The following is a 20,778-nucleotide window of genomic DNA, read 5'->3' as shown; positions in this document are numbered from 1 at the left end:
GTGTGGGTGGTTCAGGGCTTGAGGAGGGTCTTGATCGCGCGGCGCTCGTCCATCGCGCGGTAGCCCTCGGCGACCTGCTCCAGCGGGAGGGTGAGGTCGAAGACCTTGCCCGGGTCGATGCGGCCGGTGAGGACGCGGTCGATGAGGTCGGGGAGGTAGCGGCGTACGGGGGCGGGGCCGCCGCGCAGGCCGACGTGGGAGTAGAACAGCTCCTCGCCGTCGATGGCGACGTCGTGGGGGACGCCGACGAAGCCGACGTTGCCGCCGGGGCGGGCCGAGTGCAGTGCCTGGCTCATGGCCTGGGAGGTGCCGACGCATTCCAGGACGGAGTCGGCGCCTGTGCCGCCGGTCATCTCCTTGATCCGGGCGACGCCCTCCTTGCCACGCTCGGTGACGATGTCGGTGGCGCCGAAGGCGAGGGCCAGCTTCTGCCGGGACTCGTGGCGGGACATGGCGATGATCCGTTCGGCCCCCATCTCCTTGGCGGCGATGACGCCGGACAGGCCGACCGCGCCGTCGCCGACGACGACGGCGGTGGAGCCGGGGCGGACCTCGGCTGCGTCGGCGGCCCACCAGCCGGTGCCCATGACGTCCGACAGGGCCAGCAGGCCCGGCCACAGCGACTCGTCCGGGGTCTCGTCGAGGGCCACGAGGGTGCCCTGGGCGTTCGGGATGCGGATGTACTCGGCCTGGCAGGTCCCCATGAACTCACGGTGCAGACAGTGCGACTGGAAACCGTTGCGGCAGTTGGCACACGTGTTGTCCGAGGTGGCGAAGGAGCCGACGACGAACCGACCGGGCCGCAGGCCGGGGGCCTCGGAGCCGACCTCCTCCACGAACCCGACGTACTCGTGGCCCATCGGATGCGGGTCGGTGGTCTCGTCCAGGCCGCGCCAGGGCCACAGGTCGGAGCCGCACACGCAGGTGACGGCCGTCCGGATGATCGCGTCGGTCGGCTTGAGGATCTTCGGATCGTCCAGCGACTCGAAGCGCACGTCGCCGGGAGCGTGGATCACTGCACCGCGCATGGGGAGAACCTTCCGTTCGTCGAAGAGGCCGCACACCTGGCGGTCCTCGGAATCGGCCCCGGCCGCTCGGAAACGAACCGGAGCGCCCGAGGGCCTGGCGGCCCGTGCCGCTGTGCGGCCGGGGGCGGGCCTGGGGGGCGGCTGTGCCGCCCGGGGAGTGCCCGGATTCCAGGTAACCGCCGATTCCGGAGGGCAGCGAGTCACCAGTGAGACGTGTACTGGCAGTGCATCCCTTTCGCGGTGGGCGGGCCGTACCGTCGAAGACATGGACAACCACGAGGAGGTCCGCGAGTTCCTCACCTCGCGGCGCGCGAAGATCAGCCCCGAGCGGGCGGGCCTGCCCGCCGGTACCCGGCGCCGGGTACCGGGACTGCGCCGGAGCGAGGTCGCGGCCCTGGCCGACATGAGCGTCGAGTACTACGCCAAACTCGAACGCGGCAACCTCGCCGGCGCCTCCCCGGCCGTCCTCGAAGCCCTCGCCCGCGCCCTCCAGCTCGACGACGCCGAACGCGCCCATCTGCTGCACCTGGCCCAGGCCGCCGACGGCACGGACGCCCTCACCCGCCCCCGCCGCCGCGCCGCCCCCCGGCAGTGGAAGGCGCACCGCAGCCTCCAGTGGACCCTCGACGCGATCACCGCGGGGCCCGCGGTCGTCACCAACGGCCGCATGGACGTCCTGGCCGCCAACCCCCTGGCCCGAGCCTTCTACACCGACCTGTTCGCCAACCCCGACAACCAGGCCAACCTGGCCCGGTTCCAGTTCCTCGACCCCGCCACCCGCCGCTTCTACCCCGACTGGGACCTCTTCGCCGACATGGCGGTCGCCATACTGCGCCGCGAAGCCGGCCGCGACCCCCACGACAAGGACCTGCACGACCTCATCGGCGAGCTGTCCACCCGTAGCAAGGACTTCCGCACCCGCTGGGGCGCCCACGACGTCCGCCGCCACGGCACCGGCACCAAACGCTTCCGCCACCCCATCGTCGGCGACCTCACCCTCGCCTTCGAGGCCCTCGATCTCGCCGCCGAACCCGGCCTCCACATGACCGTCTACACCGCCGAACCGGGCTCCCCCTCCGAGGAGGCCCTCCGCCTGCTCGCCTCCTGGGCCGCCACCGAGAACACCTCGGCGCCGCTCTCCGAGATGCCCCCGGCCGGCCCGGCGGCATCGTCCTGATCCTCAGTGCGCCGCACGGCTTCCTTCCGCTCGACCGGGAAGTTCCGGCCGTACGCCCGCACCCGGCCGGCTCACCTGGGCATCGGCCGGCAGCGGGGCCGGCCGGCCGCTCTGCGGGGCTGCGTGCCCTGGATTTCAGTCGGCCGTTCGGGGGCGGTCGGTGCCGACGCGTTCCCAGAGACCGGCCAGATGCGTGTGGAGGACTTCCTCGGCTTCCTCTGCGGTCAAGTGGCCTATGAGTACATGGGTGGTGAGGCCGTCGGCGAGGGCGAGCAGAGCGTGAGCCTCGTGCCGAGGGTCGGGTGGCGTAGCGCCTTCGCCGGCCGGGCCGTTGTCGGTGGCCTCTGTGATGAGGCGGACGAGAAGGTCCCGGAGGGCCGTGTAGCTGGTTCTCAGCGGGCCGGCGAGTGGCTCGCTGACGGCGGCCTGAGCGATGAACGCGAGCCAGATCCGTGCTTCGGCGCGGTGTTCTTCGCGGAGCAGGGCGATCTCGTCGGCCGCGTGGCTCAGCGCGGTGGCGGCCGACTGGGCCGGGGTTGCGGTCAGGCGGGTCCTCACACGTTCGGTGATGCGTTCGCCGACGTGGTCGACGGCGAAGAGGAGCATCTCCTCCTTGCTGCGGAAGCAGCGCTGGACGGCGCCCAGGGAGACCTGCGCGCGGGCGGCGACGTCGCGCATGCTCACCCCCTGCGGCCCGTGTTCGTCGGCGAGAAGGCAGACGGCCTCGGCGATCCGGCGGCGTCGGCTTTCGTAGTCCACCTGTTTGGGCATGGTCGGACAGCCTCCTTATTCCGATACGATCGTATCACTTCTGGGTTAGGGTTCGGCCACGAGTACGTCGGCAGAGGGATGGGAAGCGCGATGATCAGGCAGGACGCCCTGTGGGCAATGACGGCCGCCGCTCAGGCGGAGGCGGTCCGAGGTGGGGAGATATCGGCGGTCGAGCTGGTCGGCAGCCACCTGGACCGCATTGCGGAGGTCAACCCGCAGGTCAACGCGGTCACGCAGCTGATGGCCGAGCGGGCCCGCGAGGCCGCGGCACACGCGGACCGGCGGCGGGCAGCGGGCGAAGACCTCGGGCCGCTGGCCGGCGTGCCGTTCACGGTGAAGGAGACCACCGCCGTCGAAGGGGTGCCGACCACACTCGGAACGTCACGCTTCCGCGACCTGGTGGCTCCGGCCGACGCACCCCCCGTGGCCCGGCTCCGCGCGGCAGGAGCGATACCGATCGGCCACAGCAACATGCCCACCCTGGTCCTGGCCGGGATGCACACCCGCAGCGAGTTGTTCGGCGACACCGCCAACCCGTGGAACCGGAGCCGGACCCCGGGGGGCAGCAGCGGCGGTGACGGAGTGGCCGTCGCCACCGGCATGGCCGCGATGGGACTCGGAAACGATTCCGGCGGATCCGTCCGGATCCCCGCCTCGTTCTGCGGCGTGACGGGGCTGAAGCCGACCACCGGGCGGTTCCCCGCCGACCACCGCGTCCTCGGCCCCGAGGACCCGGGAGCGGCCTCACAGATGCTGGTCACCGACGGGCCCCTGGCCCGTACGGTCGCCGATCTGCGGCTGGCCTACGAGGCGCTCTCGGGGACCGACCCCCGGGACCCGCGGGCCGTACCCGTGCCCCTCTACGGCGAACCGCTGCCGGGGCCGGTCAAGGTCGCGGTCGTCGCCGACCCCGGAGGCCACGGCGTCCACCCCACGGTCCGCGCGGCCGTCACGGCGGCAGCGGACGCGTTGCGCGACGCCGGGTACGACATACGGGAGGTCCCGGATGTTCCGCGGCTGGACGAGGCACTTGAGGCGTACGGCCGGATCACCGTGACCGAATTCGCGCCGACCTGGCCGGTGGTGCGGAAACTGCTCGGCGACGGCGGAGACCGCTTCATCCAGATGGCCATGGAGAAGACTCCGCCCGCGAACGCCGCCGAGCTCACGAAGCTGATGGGGACCTGGCTCGGCATCCGCCGCACATGGGCAGAATTCCTGGACGAGTATCCGCTGCTGCTCGGCCCGGTGTTCACCGAGCCGCCCGTGGAGCCGGGACTGGAGTCCCGCGACAGAGCGGGGCGTGAACGGGTCGCCCAGGGCATGCGCCTGTGCACGGTGACCAGCTTTGTGGGGGTGCCCGCGGTCGCTGTACCGACCGGACTCGGCGACGGCCTGCCGTCCGGTGTACAGATCATCGGGCGCGCGTTCCGGGAGGACCTGTGCCTGGCCGCCGCCCAGGAGATCGAGGACCGCCTCGGTGTGCTCACGCCGATCAGCCCTCGCTCCGAAACCCCGGCCGCCCTGCGGTAGGCGGAGCCACCGCAGGGGGCGAAGACACGGCCGGCGGTCGACGAGCGGCGTGCGGGAGGCGGCATCCGCGCCCCGCCGCTCGGTGCCCGGCGAGTCACCTCTCGGCTCGTCGGGCCGGAGCCCGACGGCGCGGACCCGCTCACGGGCGGGTGCGACGGGGCGGCTCCTTCACGTGCCCGCGCGGCCCCGGCCGTGCTCTCCGGCGTACCGCTCGGCCAGGGCTTCGGAACCTCTGGCGAGCAGGGCGACATCGGCGCCGACGAGGACGAACGACGCTCCGCGGTCGAGATAGGCCGACGCCACGGCGGGGTCGAAGGCGTTGACACCGACGGGCTTGCCCGCGCCGCGGACGGCCTCGAAGGCGCGTCCGACCGCGGCCACCACGTCGGGGTGGGTCTGCAGGCCGAGCAGGCCCATCGACGCGGCGAGGTCGGACGGACCGACGAAGACCCCGTCGACGCCGTCGACCGCGGCGATCTCGGCGGCGTTGCCGACGCCGGCGGCAGACTCGATCTGGACGAAGAGCGAGACGTACTCGTCCCCGCGGGCCAGGTAGTCCTCGACGCGGTTCCACCGGGCCGATCGCGCGAGGGCCGACCCGACCCCGCGGTTGCCGCGCGGCGGGTAGCGCACGGCCCGTACGGCCTCCTCGGCCTGTTCCGGAGTGTCGATCATCGGGATCAGGATGTTCTGGGCGCCGAGGTCGAGGACCTGTTTGATCATGACCGGCAGCAGGCCCGGTACGCGGACGAGCGGGGTGGCCGGGTAGGTGGAGACCGCCTGGAGCTGCGCGCACACGGATTCGAGCTGGTTGGGTCCGTGCTCCATGTCGATCAGCAGCCAGTCGAGGCCGCCGCCCGCGCAGATCTCGGCGGCGAGCGGGCTGCCGCTGCACACCCACATGCCGATCAGGGGGCGGTCGGAGGCTGCGAGCGCCTCGCGGAAGGTCGCGGGGAGGTTCACCGGAAGCTGCACGTTATCGTTCCCATCGTTCCGTAGTCGCAGAGCACCGAGTCGCCGGGCTGCACCCACATCGGCCGGGTGAAGGATCCGGCGAGGATCAGCTCTCCCGCGGCGAGCGCGGTGCCGTGCTGGTGGAGCTTGTTGGCGAGCCACGCCACTCCGGTGGCGGGGTGGTTGAGCACACCGGCGGCGACGCCGGTCTCCTCGATCGTCTCGTTGCGGTACAGCAGCGCGGAGATCCAGCGGAGGTCCACCGCGTCGGGCGCGACGGGGGCGCCGCCGAGTACCAGTCCGCCGTAGGCGGCGTTGTCGGCGATGGTGTCGACGATCGTCCGCCCCTCGAGTTCCAGGTGCGAGTTGAGGATCTCCAGCGCCGGGACGACGTACTCCGTCGCGCGGAGCACGTCGAAGACCGTGCAGTGCGGACCCTCCAGCGGCGCCTTGAGCAGGAAGGCGAGTTCGACCTCGACGCGGACGTTGGAGAAGGCGTCGAACGGCACGAGCGCGCCGTTCTCCCACACGGTGTCGTCGAACATCACGCCGTAGTCGGGCTCCGAGATGCCCGTCGCCGCCTGCATGGCCCTGGACGTCAGGCCGATCTTGCGGCCGACGAGGCGGCGGCCGGCCGCGATCCGCCGGTCGCGCCAGAGCGCCTGGACGGCGTACGCGTCGTCCACGGTCGCCTCGGGGTACCGGGCGGTGATCCGGGGCAGTACGACGCGGTCGGTGTGTGCCCTGTCGAGCTCGGCGGCGAGACCGGCGAGGATCGGGTCGGAAAGCATCGTCAGGCTCCTTGATCGACACGGTCGCCCCGGGGGGAACCGTGTGCGCCGTGGGTCCGGTGGGTGCGGAAGGCGTCGAGGGAGCCGGTGCGGTGGCGGCGCACGGCCTGCTCGATCCGGTCGGGCGTCCCGTCCCCCTCGATGAGGGCGAGCAGGTCGTCGTGCTCCCCCACCGACTCCCGGGGCCGGTGGGGGACGAACCCGAAGATCGAGTCGCGCAGATGGCCCAGCCGGGACCACTCCGCGTCGACCATCTCCAGGAGCCGGGGGTTGGGGCACCTGGAGTAGAGGGTGTGGTGGAACTCCTGGTTGAGCGCGCCGAAGCGCCGGGAGTCGAAGTCGCTGAGCGCGCCGCGCATCGCCGTGTTGAGTTCCCGGGCCCGCGCCAGGTCCCGTGGGGTGAGGTGGGGAGCCGAGAGCGCCGTCGCCGCGCTCTCCAGCACGGTGATGACCCCCATCGCGTGGATGTAGCGGTCCGGATCGGCCATGGCGACACTCGCGCCGACGTTGCGCTCGAAGGTCACCAGCCCCTCGGCCGTGAGGTGGCTGATGGCCTCCCTGACCGGAACCACGCTCATGTCGAGCCGGGCGGCGAGCGTCGACAGGACGAGGCGGTAGCCGGGGCCGAACGCCCCGGACGTGATCTGGCCGCGGATCCACTCCTGGGCGATCTGCGACTTGCTCGTGGCCGGCGTCGGCCGGGTCCGGGTCACGAGGTGGCCCGCGCCGTCTCGGAGCGGCCGGAGCGGTCCGCGTCGTACTTCGCCCGCCAGTCGGCGTTCATCGGGAAGAGCCCTTCCACGGGGTGCCCGTCGGCGACCTGCCGGGCGATCCAGCCGTCCTCCTCCTCCTGGGCGATCGCGGCATCGGCGATGTCCTCCGCGATACCCGGCGGGATCACGACGACGCCGTCCGCGTCGCCGACGAGGATGTCCCCGGGCTGCACGGTGGCACCGCCGCACGCGATGGTGAGGCCGGCGTCCCACGGCACGTGCCTGCGGCCGAGCACGGCCGGATGCGGTCCGGCCGTGAAGACCGGGATGCCGACGGCGGCGACGGCCTCGGCGTCGCGCACCCCTCCGTCGGTGACGACGGCCGCGGCGCCCCGGGCGTGGGCGCGGAGGGCGAGGACGTCCCCGAGCGTGGCCGCTCCCCGCTCGCCGCGCGCCTCGATGACGAGGACCTCCCCCTCCGCCACGGTGTCGAAGGCGCGCTTCTGCGCGTTGTATCCCCCGCCGTGGCTCCTGAAGAGGTCTTCACGGAAAGGAACGAAACGCAGGGTACGGGCGGTGCCGACGAAGGTCTGCCCCGCGACGAGGGGGCGGACACCGTCGACGAAGACGCCTTCGAGGCCCTTGCGGCGCAGCTGGGCCGAGAGCCCGGCGACGGGGACCGACGCGAGTTTCGCCCGCAGCTCCGGGGTCAGGGACGATTCGGACGTGGTGTTCAAAGTGGTCTCGCTTCAACATCGTGTACGGAATTGTGGTTGGATCTGCTGCATGGCGAGCAAGACCGAACAGGCATTCGTGATCCTCAAGGAAAGGATCATGAACGGCACATACGGCCCCGGACACCGCCTGGTCATCGACCAGTTGGTGCGTGAGCACGGCATCAGTTCCGTGCCGTGGCGCGAGTCGCTGCGCCGGCTGGAGGCCGAGGGCTGGGTGGAGATCGTGCCCAACGTCGGCGCGCTGGTGGCGACGTTCGACACCGACGCCTGGCAGCGGGGCCTGCACATCGTGGCTCGCCTCGGGGGTTACGCGACGGCGCTGTCGGCGCCCCATCTGACCGAGGCCGACCTCACGACGGCCCATACGCTGGACCGTCAGATGAAGGAGGCCCTGGCCGCCTTCGACCCGGCCCGTTTCGGCCGGCTCAACCGGCGGTTCCACCAGTTGCTCGCCTGTCGCTGCCCCGACCGCCGCCTCGTCGACATGGTCGACAACGAGTGGGCGCGGCTGGAGGTCGTCCGCAGGTCTGCCTTCTGGTACGCCCCCGGCCGGGCCGAGGCCGCCATCGCCGAGCACGAGGGCATTCTCGAACTGATCGAGTCCGGGGCGTCGTCCGAAGCCATCGAGGCGGCCGCCAAGCAGCACGAGATCAACACCATCGAGGCGGTCACGCAGTACGAGGCGAGCCTGCCCGACAACCGGATCTGAACCGGGCACGCGTCACTCGCCCCGTTCCCGCCACCGCGCGATGAGCGCCTTGGCGTAGTCGTTGCCGTTGGGGTGGCGCAGCGTCGTGTGCACATGGAACCGCGCGGGCAGCCTGTTGTTCAGCCACACCCCGGCGTGGTCGTCGAACTCGCAGATCAGCACGGGGCTGTGCACCCGGAAGTAGAACGGCTGCGATCCGTCCGTCGCGCCGTACCAGGCGAACCGTGTCTCGTCGATGTGCGCGTCGTACTCCGCGAGGGCGAGTTCGCGCTGCCCCTCGACCAGCAGGCTCAGGAAATCGGCGACGACGCGGCGGAGCAGGCCGCGCTGGGCGTCGTCGAGCCGCCCGGCGCGGATGCCCTCGTAGGGGACGACCCGGTTGTCGCGGAACGCGCCCGCGACGTGCCGCTCGTCGGCGGGGTGCACGCGTCCCTCCGGCATCGCCGGGTCGAGGACGGACGCGTAGACGACGGCCCGGAGGCGCTGGGCGGCCGTCAGGGAGCCGGCCAGTTCGAGCGCGCGGCGCTCGCGCTCGGCGAAGAGCGGCTCCCGTTCACGTCCCTCGTCGTCCATGAGCGCGGGCTCGGCGCCGAGGAAGACGGGCGCGATGACGTGCCTGCCGCCCACGGAGACGAAGTTGACGGCCACGTGGTGGCCGAAGAGCTGCCAGCCCCACGGCTCGCCCCGGTTCCCGCCGGACGGGTCGCCGAAGACCGAGAACCAGTAACTGTGCCGGTTCATGACCGTGGGCAGGCCGACCAGCTCGCCGAGGTGGCCGTTGAGCTCCATCGCGCCCGAGACCCGGTCGTATCCCTCGGGGCTCAGCGAGGCGCGGAGGACGTCGTGGATCGCCGTCCTCTTCTCGTCGGCGAGCACCTCCATCCGCAGCCCCACGCGGTAGACCATGAACTCGGGGTTGCTCCACGCCCGCCACTGCGGTGCGTCCATGGCGTACCGCACCGCCTCCAGCTCACCCGGGGTGAGCATCGCAAGGAGGCGGCGGGCCGCCCGGGAGGGCCCGCCTCCGGTGTCCGACGGCGGGGCCGCGGGCAGGGCGTAGAGCCCTTCGCGCACCACGCCGTCGGAGGTGAGCCCGACGAACGGCTCCCGGTAGAGGCCGTCCCAGGAGGAGAGGAGATCGTTCAGGAAGGGCGCCCGGTAGCGGTTCTGGGCGAACTCCTCGTAGGTCATCCCGCGGACCTCGGCGAGCCCGGGATCGTCGAGGTCGGGCAGAAAGGTGCGGTAGCTCTCGTCGGTGAGTTCGACCGCCTCCTCCCGGCCCGATGTGCGGGCGGTCGAGAAGAAGCCGTCGATGTCCTCGTCAGGTGCGGCGCTCATGATCTCGCTCTGTTCCGGGACCGGTCGGGTCAGATCGGGAGGTTGAACATCTTCTTGGCGTTGCCGTACAGCACCGCCTCGCGATCGGCGTCGCTGATGTCGAGTTCGTTCCGGACGAAGTCGACGCCCTGGCTCATCCAGGAGCGGAACACGGGGAACGAGGAGCCGAACATGTAGTGATCGGCCCCGTTGATCTTCAGGGCCGCCTCGACCTGGATCCTGCCCCACGAGTGGGGGTGGGTCAGGTCGAAGAAGATGTTGTTGTCGAGGTACTGCTTGATCTTGTCGCCGCCGGTCGTCGACAGGCGCTGCATGGCCTCGCCGGCCTTGGGCGCGTGCGGAGTGAGCAGGGCGGTGGCGGCGAACCAGTTGCCGCCGAGCATCGTGTGGGTGAACTTGAGGTCGGGGAACTCGTCGAACATCCCGCTGAAGAGCTCGCGCCCGACCGCGATGCCCTGGTCGATGATGCGGCCGTACTCGCGGCGGAAGTTCTGGTAGTCGATGACCGACTTCCACTCCACCGGGAGCGGGGTGTGGTGGACGATGACCGGGACCTTCTTGTCGTTGAGCACCTTGAGGTAGGGCTTGAACGCCTCGTCGTCGAGGTAGATCTGGCCGTAGTGGCAGGCGAGCTGGACGCCGACGGCGCCGTTGTCGAGGCAGCGTTCGAGCTCGTAGACGTTCTCCTTGCCGCCCCACGGCGGGACGCAGGCGGTGGAGAAGAGCCGGCCGTCGGACTCGGCGACGATCTTGGCGGCGTTGTCGTTGACCGCCTTGCAGGTCTCGAGGCCCAGCCACTCCTGCCAGACCGGGACGCGCATGATGCCGTAGTCGACGCCGGCGTCGTCCATGGCCTTCAGCTTGGCCTCGGTCGAGTAGTCGCCCTCGACGTAGTTGAGGTTGGGGTAGCCCTCGGGCTTCTCCAGGACCAGCTGCTTCCTGCCGTCCTCCATGGTGATGACGCGGGCGATCTCGCCGAAGCCGCGCGGTGCGCTGTTGAGGAAGCCGTTGAGGATCTTCTCGTTGGTGAAGAGGTCCTCGGGCAGGTGGTGGATGTTGATGTCGACGACAGTCATGACGCTCCTCGCGTGGTGCGTTCGCGCAGTCTCGTGCGCGAACCGCTGGTGTAGATGGCCCGGACGATGGCGTCCGGTGTGAGTTCGCCCGTCAGTTCTCTTCTGACGACGCCTTCTTCGAAGACGAGAACGCGGTCGCACAGCAGTGCCAGCTCGTTCTCGTCGGACCCGGCGACCAGGACGGCGCGGCCCTCGCGGGCGGCGTCGCGGACCGCCTCGACGATGATCTTGCGCGCCCCCACGTCGACCGCCTGGGTGGGTTCGTGGAGCACCAGCAGCGACGGGTCGGTCGCCAGCCACTTGGCCAGGAGGACCTTCTGCTGGTTTCCGCCGCTCATGTTCCTGAGCACCGCGTCGGGCCGCGGCGGCCGCACGTCGAGGCGCTCGATCCATTCGGCCGCGCGCCGCTTCTCGTCCGCGCCGTCGAGCGACTTCAGCGCACCGAGGGCACGGACGGAGCAGGTCCGCGGGAACGAGATGTTCTCCGTCACGGTCATCGCGCCGCAGAGTCCCGCCGCCTCGCGGCTCTCCGGGACGAGCGCGATGCCGTTCCTGATCGCCTCGGCGGGCGACAGGTCCTGGACCGCCACCCGGCCCGTGGGCAGGGTCACGGTGCCTCGGTCCGCCCTGGTGACGCCGCTGATCAGGTAGGGCACGTCGTCGTGACCCGACCCGCTGAGGCCGGTGACGCCGACGACCTCGCCCGGCCGGACGGACAGGGACAGTTCACGGACGTTGCGCCCGGCGAGGCCGCCGACCACGACGGGTGCTGCGCCGGCCGGCGTTTCGACGGCCGGACGGTGCTCCAGGCCCTCGACCTCGCGCCCGAGCATGAGGTGGGCGAGATCGGACTTGGTCATGCCGTCCACCGTCCGGCCCGCCACGACGATCTCACCGTCGCGGAGCACGGTGACCCGGTCGGCGGCCTCGACGACCTCCTCCAGGCGGTGGGTGATGAGGAGGGCCGACGTTCCGGTGGCGACGATGCGGTCGAGCAGGGTGTAGAAGCGCTCGAGCGCCTCGCGGCCGAGAGCACGCGTCGACTCGTCGAAGACGACGAGTCCGCCGCCGTCCTCCAGGTCCTGCACGGCACGGGCGATCGCGACGACCGCCTTCTCGTCCTCGTGCAGGTCGGCAACCTTGGCGTTCAGGGGGATCCGGCCCGAGCCGAGCCGTTCGAAGACGGCCCGGGTCGCCGCGGTCTCGGCCTTCCAGTCGATACGGCGGAGGAAGCGCGAGCCCTTCAGCCGGCCGAGGCGGGTGTTCTCCAGCACGGTGGCGTCCGGGACGAGACCGAGGCTCTGGTGCACGACGGCGACACCGGCGGCGCGGGACTCGTCCGGCCGGACCGGGAGCCGCAGGTCGACGCCGTCGACCAGGACGCGGCTGCCGGGGTCGGGGCGGTAGAGGCCGGTGAGGATCTTGGCGAGGGTGGACTTGCCCGAACCGTTCTGCCCGATGAGGGCGTGGATCTCTCCGGGGCTCACGTCCATGGTGACGTCGCGCAGCACCCTGGCGCCGCCGAAGGTGATGCCGGTGTTCTCGACCGCGAGCCGGGGAACCGGCCGGAGGGCGTCCTGCTCGGTGGTCGCCGAGGGCCGGGACGCACTCACGAGACGCCCCAGAGCTTCTTGAAGTCGTCGGTGAAGGTGGCGGGGCCGAACCACTCGCCCGAGAGTTCGGCCTCCTCGGTGAGCTTGACGTCGCCGATGTTGTCCTTGGTGAACAGCCGGGTCGGGATGGTGTACTCCGGCACCGGCCTGCCGAGGATCAGACGCAGTGCCGCATCGGTGTTCACCCAGCCCTGGAAGGCCGCGGCCTGGGCGGTGACGGCCACGGGTGAGCCGGAGGCGAGGGCCTTCATCCCGCCGAGGGAAGCGGATCCGGTGACGACCTTGATGTCGGTGCGCGAGGTCTGCTGGACGCCGCCCTGGGTCGGCTGCAGGTACTGCTCGAACTGTGAGTCGACGTAGGTGATGGCCGGGTCCTTGAGCAGCGCGGCACTGGTCGAGGACGGGATCAGCGCGAAGTTCGAGGACGTGACCTTGTTGACCGTCACCGTGCAGTCGGGGCAGCTCTTGGCCAGCGTGGACGTGCCGGCGGCGACGTAGCTCGCGGGTGACGGGCCGTCGGAGCTCTGGTTGATCAGGATGCGGGCCTTGCCCTTGGAGTCCGAGGCGATCCAGTCGAAGAGGCGGCTCTGCTGTTCACCGCCGGGGACCGGCACCCAGGTGAGCGTCTTCGAGGCCGGGTGGGCCGGGTCGGGTACCTGATTGCTGATGACGACCGGGATGCCGGCCTTCTGCGCGGCGTCGAGGCCGTTGGCCGCCAGTGCGTACGGGACGGCATCCACGACGACGGCCGCCGCCCCGGCGTCCGTCGCCTGGCCTATACAGCCTCCGATGTCCGTCGGCGTGCCCTTGCCGTCGCAGACCTGGACGCGCAGACCGGCGGCCTTCGCGGCGGCGGTGAGCGTCTTCTCGGTGGTGGTGAACTGCGGGGCCTGCTTGGTGATGGGGATGTAGAAGATCGTCCGGCCGGCGACGGAGGCGGTTCCGTCGAGCTTCGCCGCCGGTACGGGGTACGAGTCCAGCGGCTTCATCGCGGTGGCCAGCCCGGCGTCGACGGCCGACGCGGGACCCGTGGCGGATGCCTTCTCCTCGGAGTCGCCACCGCAGGCGGCGAGGGAGCCGGCGAGAAGGACGGCGCTTCCGGCCGCGGCCCAGACTCGGCCGCTTCTCCACGGGGTGGGACGTACAGGGCTCATGGCGAAACTCCGTTGTCTGCTCTGAGTGGAATGGGCGAGGTGGGGGGTGGGGGTGTCCGGCGGGCGGTCAGCGCGAGCGCTTGCCCAGCACGGTCGAGAGGGTGACGGCGATGACGAGGACACCGCCGTAGAAGACGCTCGTGACCCATGAGGTCGCCCCGAGGAGCTGGAGTCCGAGCACGCCGGTCGCGAGGAAGAAGACGGCGACGAGGGTGCCGATCGGGTTGAACCGCCCCGGCTGCAGGATCGCCGTGCCGAGGAAGGTCGCCGCGAAGATCGGCAGCAGGTAGCTCTGGGACACATTGGGGTCGAAGCCGCCGGTGGCCGCCGCGGAGAGCACGCCGCCGACACCCGCGATGAGGCCCCCGGTCGTGAAGGCCCCGACGCGCAGCCGGGTCACGCGCACACCGGCGAGCCGGCTCACCTCACGGTTCTCGCCCACGAACCGCATGGTGCGGCCCAGCGGTGTGAAGTGGAGGACGTAGGCGAACCCGAGCATCAGCGCGAGCCCGTAGAAGAAGCTGATCGGCAGGCCGGCGACGGGCAGGAGCGCGATGTCCTTGAATCCCGAGGGGAGCCCGCTGACCGGCATCAGGTCGGAGACCCACAGCGCGATCCCGAGGAGGAACGTGCCCATGCCGAGCGTCACCACGATGGTGTTGACGCCCGCTCCGACCACCAGCCAGCCGTTGACGGCGCCCACCGCGGTGGACAGCGCGATCGAGGCGAGCGCCGCCGCCCCGACGCTCCATCCGTGATTGACGTGAAGGATCGTCAGCATGATGGCCGCGAGTCCGAAGTTCGAGGCGATCGACATGTCGACGAACTCGCCGACGACGATGGTGCAGAGCAGAGCGGCGGTCAGAAAGACCAGTGCGGACTGGTTCTGACTGCCGAAGATCACCTTGAGGCTGCCCGACGTCAGAAAGGTGTCGGGACGCAGGGCCGCGAAGAGGACCGCGAGCCCCATCCAGACGCCGACGACGGCGAAGCGGGAGGCGAAACGGGCCGGTCCGCCCCCGCGCCCGACGGGCGCGACGGGGCCGGAGGCCGGTGCTGGCGGCGACATCACGCCGGTGGTCGGCCGGGCGGCCGTGGGCATCTCGGACATGGGATCGTGCTGCTCCCTGACTGGTACGTACGAGGCTGTGAGGCCGATCACTCAGGATCGTGTGTGAAACCATATATGGAATCGCCTCTAGCGCAAGGCTTCGAACAACCAAAATCGTGGTTGAAATCGTACACGATCTCATTTACGGTTCCGGGTCATCAGGTGTCGCACCCCTACATGAGCCCGGAGAGGCGGAACCGTGACGCAGCCAGTCGGCGGCCGTGACGTCGAGTACCTGCATGAAGGGGCCCGCCTGCTGGGTCTGGTCGTGACACCCGGGGACGGTGCGGCCGACCGCTCCGCCGCCGCGGTCCTGCTCCTCCACGACGCCTTCGGCATCAGCGAGGAGACGACCGACCACGCGAGGCGGCTCGCGGCAGCGGGGCATCCGGTGTTCGTGGCCGATCTGTGGGGCGAGCGCGCCGCGCCCGCCTCCCACTCCGAGATCGGGCCGTTGATCGGTGCCATGGTCCGGGACCGCTCCCGCTGGCGGGGGCGCGTCGCCGCCGCGCACGCCGCGCTCCACGCGCATCCGGAGTTCGCCGGCCGCCCGCTGGTCCTGCTCGGGTACTGCTTCGGCGGCTCCTCGGCGCTCGAATACCTGCGCACCGGCGCCCATGTCGCCGGCGTGGCCGCCGTGCACCCCGGGCTCGACCTGCTCGGCGACGACTGGAGCACACCGGGGTCGGGCTCGGTCCTTCTGCTGGCCGGCGCCGACGACCCGATGGCGACCGGGGCCATGCGCGACCGGATCGCAGCGCACCTAGACGGCGCCGGGCTCGACCACCAGCTCCACCTCTACAGCGGCACGACCCACGCCTTCACCAGCCGGAGATCCGACGACTCCCCCGAGCCCGGTCCGTTCCTCCACCACGCGCGGAGCGCCGCGCGCGCACGGGCGGCCGTCACCGGATTCCTCGCCGAGTTCTCCGCTCCGGCCTCCTGACCCCGTAACCCCGATCCCTCACAGACGAGGACATCCCCATGACCACCACCGCTCTCGACGTCGCGATCGTCGGTGCCGGGCCGGCCGGCCTGCTCACCGCGCTCCGACTGCACCAGAAGGGCATCCGCCCGACCGTCTACGAGGTCGTCCCCGAGCTGAAGCCGCTCGGCGTGGGCGTCGACATCAAGACCGTCGGCACCGCCGAGATCGACGACCTCGGGCTGCTCGACGAGTTCCGCGCCATCTCCGTCGACGCGGAGGACTCGATCTTCTACAACCACTTCGGCCAGGAGATCTACGCCGAGAAGTGCGGAGTCCACATGGGCTACCTGCACGAACAGCGCTTCGTCCACCGGGGCACGCTGCAGATGCTGTTCCACCGGGCCGCGCTGGAACGGCTCGGCGCGGACGCGATCCGCCTCGGTGCCGGTGTCACCGGCTACGCGCAGGACGACAGCGGCGTGACCCTCGACCTCCGGTTCGCCGACGGCAGCACCGGGCAGGTGCGCCACGGGGCGGTGATCGCCGCGGACGGGATCAAGTCGGCCGTCCGCAGGCAGATGTTCCCCGGTCTCTCCGAACCGCACTTCTCCGGCATCACCATGTGGCGCGGCACCACGCTCATGGAGCCGTTCCGCAAGGGCCACACGATCCTGCACATCGGTGACCCCGGCATCGCCTCGATGATCGTCTACCCCATAGCCGACGACTTCGAGGGCACCGGCAGGACGCTGGTCAACTGGGTCGCCGAGACCCACGGCGAGGAGACCATCGAGGACTGGAACCAGGTCGGCGACATCAGTGAGGTCATCCCGCTCTTCGACACCGTCGACCTGCCCTTCCTCGACGTGCGGCGGATGATGCGCGAGGCCCGCGAGGTCTACCTCTTCCCCCTCGTCCGCCACGATCCGCTCGACACCTGGGTCGACGGCCGGGTCGTCCTGCTGGGCGACGCCGCCCACGCCATGTATCCCCGCGGCGGGAACGGCATCACACAGGCGATGATCGACGCCCGGTTCGTCGCCGACGGCCTCGCCCGGACACCGCACGACCCGCACGCGGCCTTCGTCGCCTACGACGCGGCGCGCCGTGAGGGCGTCAACCGCATCGTGATGAACATGCGCGGCGAGGGCTACGAGGTCATCCGCCGCATGGTCGCCGAGCGGACACAGGGTGCCCCCTTCCAGGACATCGAAGGGGTGCTCCCGCTGGCCGAGGCCGACAGGATCTTCAGCAGGTACCACGCCCTGGTCGGCTCCCCGCGTCCCGGCTTCGAGGCCGGCGAGGCAACGGGCTACCGCACGGACGACCTCGAAGAGTACGGAGCCGAGGCATGAGCGCCGCCCCCGTCCTCCCGGCCGACGAAGCCACGCGCGCGGCGATCCTCGCCGTCGAGCGGCGCCGCCTGCGGGCGCTGCTGGACGTCGACGTCGCCACGCTGCACGACCTGTACGACGACTCCCTGATCCACACCCACGCACCCGGTCTGACGCACACCAAGGAACAGCTCCTGCGGCACGTCGCCACCCGCGCGCCCTACAAGGGCGCCACCCGCGGCGAGCTGACCATCCGTCTGATCGGGGACGCCGCGATCATGACGGGTCGTCTGATCAACCGGCTGGGCAGCCCGGACGGCTCCGAGCGCACGGTCGCCGGCCAGGTGATCCAGGTGCTGCGCCGCTGCGAGGACGGCGCCTGGCGTTTCGTGAGCTTCCAGATGACCCCGGACGGCGAGCACGTCTGGACACCCACCGCCGAGGAGCGGGCAGGCCTCGACAAAATCGCGCAGGAGGAACGGAAATGAAGATCGCACGCTTCCACACCGCCGACGGGCCCACCCGGCTGGGCCGCGTCGACGGCGACCGGGTCACCGACATCTCCGGGGTCGTCGGCGGCACGTCGCTGCGGACGATCCTGCCGCTGCTGCCCTCGCTGAAGCAGCAGATCCTCGCGGCCGAGGGGGGATCCCACGCGCTGGCCGACGTGGTCCTGGAGGCCCCGATCGACAACCCGCAGAAGTACCTCGGCATCGGTATGAACTACAAGGAGCACGCCGAGGAGGCGCGTGCCGCGGGCATCCCGATCCCGGAGAACCAGATGTGGTTCAACAAGCAGGTCTCGTGCGTCACCGGTCCGTACGACGGCATCGTGAAACCCGATCTCTCGGACGCGCTCGACTACGAGATCGAACTGGGGGTGGTGATCGGCAGCCGCTGCAAGCACGTGTCCGTCAAGGACGCCCGCACGGTGATCGCCGGGTACCTCGTCGCCAACGACGTGTCGGTCCGCGACTGGCTGCAGAAGAAGTCGCCGACGTTCACGCTCGGCAAGTCCTTCGACACCCATGGCCCGATCGGCCCCTGGCTGACCACGGACGACGAGGTCGCCGACCCGCACTCCCTGCGGATGACCCTCAGCGTCAACGGCGAGGTGCGTCAGGACGGGTGGACGAGCGACATGATCCACGACATCTACGAGCAGATCGCCTATCTGTCACAGGTTTTCACCCTCATGCCCGGCGACATCCTCGCGACCGGGACACCCGCCGGCATCGGCGCCCCGCAGGGCAGATTCCTCAAGGCCGGCGATGTGGTCCGCGCGGAGATCGAGGGCCTCGGCCACATCGAGAACCATGTCGTGGCCGAGGGCTGAGCGACCATGAGCACCCGTACGAGCATCGACCTGCCCGGCTTCGGGCACGTCAACCCGGTCCCGGCCGCCAGCCGGATCGGCCCCTTCGTGGCGTCCGGCGCCCTCACCGGGCTCGACCCCGCGACGGGAAGGATTCCGCCCGGCGCCGACCGGCAGTTCGCCCACGTCTTCGCCCACGTCCGCGCCCTGATGGCCGAGCTGGGCGGCACCACGGACGACATCCTCAAGCTGACGTTCCACCTCGTCGACCCCGATGACCGCGAGGCGCTCAACCGGGAGTGGCTCGCGATGTTCCCCGATCCGGCGCGCCGCCCCGCCCGGCAGGTGGTCGCGGCCCGGCTCGGCCGGAACGCCGTCGTCCACTGCGACCTGCTCGCCGTGCTCCGCGAGCGAGGAGGGCGATCATGACGCACCCGTCCGACCGCGGCGGCGCCCCGCCCGGCCCCGTGACCTACGAGGCCCCCGTCACCATCAAGCGGATGCTCTTCGCCACCTGGGCGCTGCTCGACTCCTTGCGCCCCGACCTCAAGGCCGCGGCCCTCGTGCCCGACATGGGCGCACCGGGCCGTCTCGACTGGGACTTCATCCCCAAACCCGACCGGGCCGGCATCCCGCTGCACGCGCTGGACCGGCAGCAGAAGGTCGTCGCGCACTCCCTGCTCAAGGCCGGCCTCAGCATGCGCGGCTACAGCCAGGCGCTGTCCGTGATGGCCACGGAGAACCTGCTGCGCGAACTGGAGGTGATCGAGCGGGGCTTCGGCGTCCTCGCGGGCAACTTCCGCGACCCCGAGGGTTACTGGTTCAGCTTCTGGGGGCGGCCCGGCTTCGAGGACACCTGGGGCTGGCGGGTCATCGGTCACCATCTGTCCCTCAACTACACGATCGTCGCCCAGCGCTATCTCACCGTCACACCGATGGCGATGGGTGCGCAGCCCGTGGACGCCGGTGTGCTGGACGCGCTGGGCGAGAACGAGCGCCGGGCTCTGTCGGTCCTGCACTCGCTGTCCCCCGACGCTCAGGAGCGGGCCGTCATTCACGAGGTCGCGCCCGCCGACTTCGTCACCCGTCAGGTGCCCCTCGTCGGCGCCGAGGAGTGGCCCGACTGGGTCGACCTGGGGATCGTCGGCTACGAGACGAGCGACGAGGACCGCGAGCGTCTGCGTTTCGTGAAGGCGGACCCGTCCGGTATCAGCGGCGCCGATCTGACCGGGGGCCAACTGGACGCCGTCCGCGGTCTTCTCCTCTATTACGTGGAGACCGGCCCCGAGGAGCTGTCCCGGCAGTACCGGGAGCGGGTCCTCACGGCCGACCCCCGCGACATCCGCTTCGCCTGGGCCGGCGGACGCGCGGCGGACACCGCCCACTACTACCGGATCTCCACGCGCGATCTGCTCGTCGAGGCCGACAACGCGGTCGCCGCGGGACAGCACGTCCACTCGGTCTGGCGCGACCTCAACAACGACCTCGGCCACGAGCTGCTGCTCGACCACTACGCCCGGCACGGCCCGGACGGCCGGCATCTGCGGCGCCGGCTGGTGTCGAACCGGCCGGCCGGGGACGCCCCGCTCCGGACCGACGGATGGTACGTACCGGAGGTCTACCGGAAGCCCTGACCCGCCCGGCAGCAACGCCGATCGCCGAGCCGCCCGTGACGGGCCGCTCGGCGATCGGCGCTTCGGCGTTCGTCCCTTGGCCCGGCCCACCCAGCGGTCAAGTGCAAACAGAATCGTTGACAATTCTGTTCGCCTAGATTTAACGTGCACAGGCACTCACTCAGGGAGGGCACATGCCGAAGGAAGCCCGTCCAGGCTCCGGAGAGCAGGCCAAGCAGTACGCGCTGGAACAACTCAGGAAGGCGATCCTGCGGGGCGACATGGCGCCGGCGCAGCGGTTGGTGGAGAACGAGCTCGCCGAGAGCTACGGCGTCACGCGTGCCAGCATGCGCGCCGCCCTGCTCGACCTGACGTCCGAAGGGCTGGTCGAGCGGATTCGCAACCGTGGATCGCGGGTGCGGGTGGTGACGGTGGAGGAGGCCGTGGAGATCACCGAGTGCCGGATGGCGCTCGAAGGGCTGTGCGCGGCCAAGGCGGCGACCGAGGCCGACGACGAGCAGCTCGACGAGCTGAGCAGCCTGGGCACGGCCATGGCCGAGGCGGTCGCCGACGGTGATCCGATGACCTACTCCGAACTCAACCACGACCTCCACGCCCTGATCCGGAACATGTCGGGCCAGCACACGGCGGTCGGCCTCCTGGAGCGACTCAATGCCCAACTGGTGCGTCACCGCTTCCAGTTGGCTCTGCGGCCGGGACGTCCGCAGCAGTCCCTGAGCGAGCATCTGGACCTGATCGAAGCGATCAGGTCCAGGGATCCGCAAGCGGCCGAGACGGCCGTGCGCGCCCATCTCGGGAGCGTGATCGACGCCCTGCGCGCCGACTGAGAATCGCTCCTGGGCGGGGTGCGGCCCTGTCACCA

The 20,778-nt window shown here is 70.8% G+C and carries 21 protein-coding genes; 10 read left to right on the top strand and 11 right to left on the bottom strand.

Annotated elements, in window-relative coordinates:
* Positions 1-11: 11 nt before the first annotated feature.
* The gene (locus ACZ4FH_RS27740; protein WP_467308223.1) at positions 12-1,028 is read right to left on the bottom strand and encodes a zinc-dependent alcohol dehydrogenase family protein; all 1,017 of its coding nucleotides are present in this window, start codon (positions 1,026-1,028) and stop codon (positions 12-14) included.
* Positions 1,029-1,293: 265 nt separating this feature from the next.
* On the opposite strand from ACZ4FH_RS27740, the gene ACZ4FH_RS27735 reads away from it, so the two are divergent.
* Positions 1,294-2,205, top strand: coding sequence for a helix-turn-helix transcriptional regulator (locus tag ACZ4FH_RS27735; RefSeq protein ID WP_467308222.1), 912 nt, complete (start codon positions 1,294-1,296; stop codon positions 2,203-2,205).
* A 135-nt stretch (positions 2,206-2,340) separates the two neighbouring features.
* On the opposite strand, the gene ACZ4FH_RS27730 is transcribed toward ACZ4FH_RS27735, so the two are convergent.
* The gene (locus ACZ4FH_RS27730; RefSeq protein WP_467308220.1) at positions 2,341-2,976 is read right to left on the bottom strand and encodes a TetR/AcrR family transcriptional regulator; all 636 of its coding nucleotides are present in this window, start codon (positions 2,974-2,976) and stop codon (positions 2,341-2,343) included.
* A 90-nt stretch (positions 2,977-3,066) separates the two neighbouring features.
* Here ACZ4FH_RS27730 and ACZ4FH_RS27725 point away from each other — a divergent pair, with 90 nt between their 5' ends.
* Positions 3,067-4,509 carry an amidase gene (locus ACZ4FH_RS27725; protein WP_467308217.1) on the top strand — a complete coding sequence of 481 codons (1,443 nt, stop codon included), beginning with the start codon at positions 3,067-3,069 and terminating at the stop codon, positions 4,507-4,509.
* 168 nt (positions 4,510-4,677) lie between these two features.
* Here the strand turns inward: ACZ4FH_RS27725 and ACZ4FH_RS27720 are convergent, their stop codons facing one another.
* The 4 genes from ACZ4FH_RS27720 to ACZ4FH_RS27705 are packed head-to-tail and all read right to left on the bottom strand — an operon-like array spanning position 4,678 to position 7,704.
* Positions 4,678-5,484, bottom strand: a complete 807-nt coding sequence (locus ACZ4FH_RS27720; RefSeq protein WP_467308216.1) for an HpcH/HpaI aldolase family protein — start codon at positions 5,482-5,484, stop codon at positions 4,678-4,680.
* On the bottom strand, positions 5,469-6,254 hold the full coding sequence (gene hpaH, locus ACZ4FH_RS27715; protein WP_467308215.1) for a 2-oxo-hept-4-ene-1,7-dioate hydratase: 786 nt from the start codon (positions 6,252-6,254) through the stop codon (positions 5,469-5,471). The genes ACZ4FH_RS27720 and hpaH overlap by 16 nt, the downstream gene beginning before the upstream one ends.
* A 2-nt stretch (positions 6,255-6,256) precedes the next feature.
* Positions 6,257-6,967 (bottom strand): GntR family transcriptional regulator, encoded by a 711-nt coding sequence (locus tag ACZ4FH_RS27710; protein WP_467308213.1) that lies wholly within the window; start codon positions 6,965-6,967, stop codon positions 6,257-6,259.
* Positions 6,964-7,704: an RraA family protein gene (locus tag ACZ4FH_RS27705; protein ID WP_467308212.1), complete on the bottom strand. Its 741-nt coding sequence runs from the start codon at positions 7,702-7,704 to the stop codon at positions 6,964-6,966. Before ACZ4FH_RS27705 ends, ACZ4FH_RS27710 begins: the two co-directional genes overlap by 4 nt.
* Before the next feature lie 49 nt (positions 7,705-7,753).
* On the opposite strand from ACZ4FH_RS27705, the gene ACZ4FH_RS27700 reads away from it, so the two are divergent.
* Entirely contained in the window at positions 7,754-8,413 is a 660-nt protein-coding gene (locus tag ACZ4FH_RS27700) for a GntR family transcriptional regulator (protein ID WP_467308211.1), read from the top strand.
* 12 nt (positions 8,414-8,425) lie between these two features.
* Here ACZ4FH_RS27700 and ACZ4FH_RS27695 read toward each other — a convergent pair whose 3' ends face one another.
* The 5 genes from ACZ4FH_RS27695 to ACZ4FH_RS27675 form a co-directional block, all read right to left on the bottom strand.
* Positions 8,426-9,751 (bottom strand): DUF3500 domain-containing protein, encoded by a 1,326-nt coding sequence (locus ACZ4FH_RS27695; protein WP_467308209.1) that lies wholly within the window; start codon positions 9,749-9,751, stop codon positions 8,426-8,428.
* A 29-nt stretch (positions 9,752-9,780) separates the two neighbouring features.
* Entirely contained in the window at positions 9,781-10,827 is a 1,047-nt protein-coding gene (locus ACZ4FH_RS27690) for an amidohydrolase family protein (RefSeq protein WP_467308208.1), read from the bottom strand.
* Positions 10,824-12,440, bottom strand: coding sequence for a sugar ABC transporter ATP-binding protein (locus tag ACZ4FH_RS27685; RefSeq protein WP_467308206.1), 1,617 nt, complete (start codon positions 12,438-12,440; stop codon positions 10,824-10,826). Before ACZ4FH_RS27685 ends, ACZ4FH_RS27690 begins: the two co-directional genes overlap by 4 nt.
* Complete coding sequence (locus tag ACZ4FH_RS27680) at positions 12,437-13,594, bottom strand: sugar ABC transporter substrate-binding protein (protein ID WP_467308205.1); 1,158 nt, start codon at positions 13,592-13,594, stop codon at positions 12,437-12,439. Before ACZ4FH_RS27680 ends, ACZ4FH_RS27685 begins: the two co-directional genes overlap by 4 nt.
* A 67-nt stretch (positions 13,595-13,661) precedes the next feature.
* On the bottom strand, positions 13,662-14,705 hold the full coding sequence (locus ACZ4FH_RS27675; RefSeq protein ID WP_467308204.1) for an ABC transporter permease: 1,044 nt from the start codon (positions 14,703-14,705) through the stop codon (positions 13,662-13,664).
* 199 nt (positions 14,706-14,904) lie between these two features.
* On the opposite strand from ACZ4FH_RS27675, the gene ACZ4FH_RS27670 reads away from it, so the two are divergent.
* From ACZ4FH_RS27670 to ACZ4FH_RS27640, 7 genes are all read left to right on the top strand, one after another.
* A complete protein-coding gene (locus ACZ4FH_RS27670) occupies positions 14,905-15,651 on the top strand; it encodes a dienelactone hydrolase family protein (protein ID WP_467308203.1) in 747 nt (248 codons plus the stop codon).
* Positions 15,652-15,689: 38 nt separating this feature from the next.
* A complete protein-coding gene (locus tag ACZ4FH_RS27665; RefSeq protein ID WP_467308202.1) occupies positions 15,690-16,988 on the top strand; it encodes an FAD-dependent monooxygenase in 1,299 nt (432 codons plus the stop codon).
* Positions 16,985-17,455, top strand: coding sequence for a nuclear transport factor 2 family protein (locus tag ACZ4FH_RS27660; RefSeq protein ID WP_467308201.1), 471 nt, complete (start codon positions 16,985-16,987; stop codon positions 17,453-17,455). Before ACZ4FH_RS27665 ends, ACZ4FH_RS27660 begins: the two co-directional genes overlap by 4 nt.
* Complete coding sequence (locus tag ACZ4FH_RS27655; protein ID WP_467308199.1) at positions 17,452-18,303, top strand: fumarylacetoacetate hydrolase family protein; 852 nt, start codon at positions 17,452-17,454, stop codon at positions 18,301-18,303. Before ACZ4FH_RS27660 ends, ACZ4FH_RS27655 begins: the two co-directional genes overlap by 4 nt.
* Positions 18,304-18,309: 6 nt before the next feature.
* A complete protein-coding gene (locus ACZ4FH_RS27650) occupies positions 18,310-18,711 on the top strand; it encodes a RidA family protein (RefSeq protein WP_467308198.1) in 402 nt (133 codons plus the stop codon).
* Positions 18,708-19,916 (top strand): DUF3500 domain-containing protein, encoded by a 1,209-nt coding sequence (locus ACZ4FH_RS27645; RefSeq protein WP_467308197.1) that lies wholly within the window; start codon positions 18,708-18,710, stop codon positions 19,914-19,916. The genes ACZ4FH_RS27650 and ACZ4FH_RS27645 overlap by 4 nt, the downstream gene beginning before the upstream one ends.
* Positions 19,917-20,089: 173 nt before the next feature.
* Complete coding sequence (locus ACZ4FH_RS27640) at positions 20,090-20,743, top strand: GntR family transcriptional regulator (protein WP_467308195.1); 654 nt, start codon at positions 20,090-20,092, stop codon at positions 20,741-20,743.
* Positions 20,744-20,778: the final 35 nt, after the last annotated feature.

This window comes from Streptomyces sp. NPDC024555 (assembly GCF_055559335.1).
The sequence above is the reverse complement of the archived record's forward strand: the minus strand, read 5'-3'. Positions and strand labels throughout refer to the sequence as shown.